The following is a 3397-nucleotide window of genomic DNA, read 5'->3' as shown; positions in this document are numbered from 1 at the left end:
AGTAATCAGCTTGCTGATGAAGATGGGTACGGGTTGTGATTGCATTAATTTTGTTCCAAGTTCTCAAGACTGGGGTGAATAACCCTAGACTGCTTTGAAACTTATGAACGGCACAAACGCTAATACTCAGGTCCTATAGCCTACAGCGTTATAGGATCAAGCGACTAAGTGCATATGGTGGATGCCTTGGCGATCACAGGCGATGAAGGACGTAGTAGCCTGCGAAAAGCTACGGGGAGCTGGCAAACAAGCTTTGATCCGTAGATGTCCGAATGGGGAAACCCACTGCGCAAGCAGTATCCCTGGCTGAATACATAGGCCAGTGGAAGCGAACCGGGTGAACTGAAACATCTCAGTAGCTCGAGGAAAAGAAATCAACCGAGATTCCGAAAGTAGTGGCGAGCGAAATCGGAAGAGCCTTTACGTTTTAGCATGCAAGATAGTCGAACGGAATGGAAAGTCCGGCCGTAGCAGGTGATAGCCCTGTAGGCGAAATCTTGTGTGTGGAACTAAGCGTAAGAAAAGTAGGGCGGGACACGTGAAATCCTGTTTGAAGATGGGGGGACCATCCTCCAAGGCTAAATACTCGTGATCGACCGATAGTGAACCAGTACCGTGAGGGAAAGGCGAAAAGAACCCCGGAAGGGGAGTGAAATAGATCCTGAAACCGTATGCATACAAACAGTAGGAGCCTCCTTGTGGGGTGACTGCGTACCTTTTGTATAATGGGTCAGCGACTTACATTCAGTGGCAAGGTTAACCGAATAGGGAAGCCGTAGCGAAAGCGAGTCCGAATAGGGCGATTCAGTCGCTGGGTGTAGACCCGAAACCAGATGATCTATCCATGGCCAGGTTGAAGGCACGGTAACACGTGCTGGAGGACCGAACCCACTAATGTTGAAAAATTAGGGGATGAGCTGTGGATAGGGGTGAAAGGCTAAACAAATCTGGAAATAGCTGGTTCTCTCCGAAAACTATTTAGGTAGTGCCTCAAGTATTACTGCGGGGGGTAGAGCACTGTTATAGCTAGGGGGTCATGGCGACTTACCAAACTATGGCAAACTCCGAATACCCGCAAGTACAGCTTGGGAGACAGAGCACCGGGTGCTAACGTCCGGACTCAAGAGGGAAACAACCCAGACCGCCAGCTAAGGTCCCAAATTATCGCTAAGTGGGAAACGAAGTGGGAAGGCATAGACAGTCAGGAGGTTGGCTTAGAAGCAGCCATCCTTTAAAGAAAGCGTAATAGCTCACTGATCGAGTCGTCCTGCGCGGAAGATGTAACGGGGCTAAGCGATAAACCGAAGCTGCGGGTGTGCACTTTGTGCACGCGGTAGGAGAGCGTTCTGTAAGCCTGCGAAGGTGGCTTGTAAAGGCTGCTGGAGGTATCAGAAGTGCGAATGCTGACATGAGTAGCGATAAAGGGGGTGAAAAGCCCCCTCGCCGTAAGTCCAAGGTTTCCTGCGCAACGTTCATCGGCGCAGGGTGAGTCGGCCCCTAAGGCGAGGCAGAGATGCGTAGCTGATGGGAAGCTGGTTAATATTCCAGCACCGTCGTACAGTGCGATGGGGGGACGGATCGCGGAAGATCATCAGGGTGTTGGATGTCCCTGTTGCTGCATCGAAGATGGCGCTTAGGCAAATCCGGGCGCGTAAATCAAGGGTGTGGCACGAGCGAGCATTGCTTGCGAAGTGATTGGAAGTGGTTCCAAGAAAAGCCTCTAAGCTTCAGCTGTACGAGACCGTACCGCAAACCGACACAGGTGGACGGGATGAATATTCCAAGGCGCTTGAGAGAACTCAGGAGAAGGAACTCGGCAAATTGATACCGTAACTTCGGGAGAAGGTATACCCCGGTAGTGTGAAGCGCCTGCGCGCTTAGCATGATGGGGTCGCAGAGAATCGGTGGCTGCGACTGTTTATTAAAAACACAGCACTCTGCAAAGACGAAAGTCGACGTATAGGGTGTGACGCCTGCCCGGTGCCGGAAGGTTAAGTGATGGGGTGCAAGCTCTTGATCGAAGCCCCGGTAAACGGCGGCCGTAACTATAACGGTCCTAAGGTAGCGAAATTCCTTGTCGGGTAAGTTCCGACCTGCACGAATGGCGTAACGATGGCCACACTGTCTCCTCCTGAGACTCAGCGAAGTTGAAGTGTTTGTGATGATGCAATCTACCCGCGGCTAGACGGAAAGACCCCATGAACCTTTACTGTAGCTTTGCATTGATCTGTGAACCGGCCTGTGTAGGATAGGTGGGAGGCTTTGAAGCGTGGTCGCTAGATCACGTGGAGCCATCCTTGAAATACCACCCTGGTTTGTTTGCGGTTCTAACCTTGGTCCGTTATCCGGATCGGGGACAGTGCATGGTGGGCAGTTTGACTGGGGCGGTCTCCTCCCAAAGTGTAACGGAGGAGTTCGAAGGTACGCTAGGTACGGTCGGAAATCGTGCTGATAGTGCAATGGCATAAGCGTGCTTGACTGTGAGACTGACAAGTCGAACAGGTGCGAAAGCAGGACATAGTGATCCGGTGGTTCTGAATGGAAGGGCCATCGCTCAACGGATAAAAGGTACTCTGGGGATAACAGGCTGATACCGCCCAAGAGTTCATATCGACGGCGGTGTTTGGCACCTCGATGTCGGCTCATCTCATCCTGGGGCTGTAGCCGGTCCCAAGGGTATGGCTGTTCGCCATTTAAAGAGGTACGTGAGCTGGGTTTAAAACGTCGTGAGACAGTTTGGTCCCTATCTGCCGTGGGCGTTGGATACTTGACGGAGCCTGCTCCTAGTACGAGAGGACCGGAGTGGACGTACCTCTGGTGTACCGGTTGTCATGCCAATGGCATTGCCGGGTAGCTAAGTACGGAAGAGATAACCGCTGAAGGCATCTAAGCGGGAAACTCGTCTGAAGATAAGGTATCCCGGGGACTTGATCCCCCTGAAGGGTCGTTCGAGACCAGGACGTTGATAGGTCGGGTGTGGAAGCGCAGTAATGCGTTAAGCTAACCGATACTAATTGCCCGTGAGGCTTGATCCTATAACACTGATGGTTATGACCTGGTGATGTAGCGTTCCAAGTGTCGTTCAATACAAAATCTGGCTGCACCGTCAGCAGCCAGCCAACACCAATTACACCCCACCGTGCGTGATCATCGAGTTCGACTCTGATCACCACGCGTTGTGTTTCTTCCAAGATTGGAGCAGTTGCCTAACCGCAGCCGCTCAACCAGTTACGCTTGACGACCATAGCGAGTTGGTCCCACTCCTTCCCATCCCGAACAGGACAGTGAAACGACTTTGCGCCGATGATAGTGGACGGACGTCTGTGAAAGTAGGTCATCGTCAAGCTTTTATTCCGCAGAACCCCACAGGTAACCCCTGTGGGGTTTTGTCTTTGTG

Annotated in this window: 2 rRNA genes; both read left to right on the top strand. The window is 52.1% G+C overall.

What is annotated here, in order from left to right:
• Positions 1–154: 154 nt before the first annotated feature.
• A 23S ribosomal RNA gene (locus HV766_RS30100) occupies positions 155–3035 on the top strand.
• Positions 3036–3233: 198 nt separating this feature from the next.
• Positions 3234–3346: ribosomal RNA gene (gene rrf, locus HV766_RS30095) — 5S ribosomal RNA — on the top strand.
• Positions 3347–3397 lie beyond the last annotated feature (51 nt).

It is taken from the genome of Achromobacter aegrifaciens (assembly GCF_902859735.1).
GTDB lineage: Bacteria > Pseudomonadota > Gammaproteobacteria > Burkholderiales > Burkholderiaceae_B > Achromobacter > Achromobacter aegrifaciens.
Note: the sequence above shows the minus strand (reverse complement) of the source record. Positions and strands in the feature narration are given on the sequence as shown.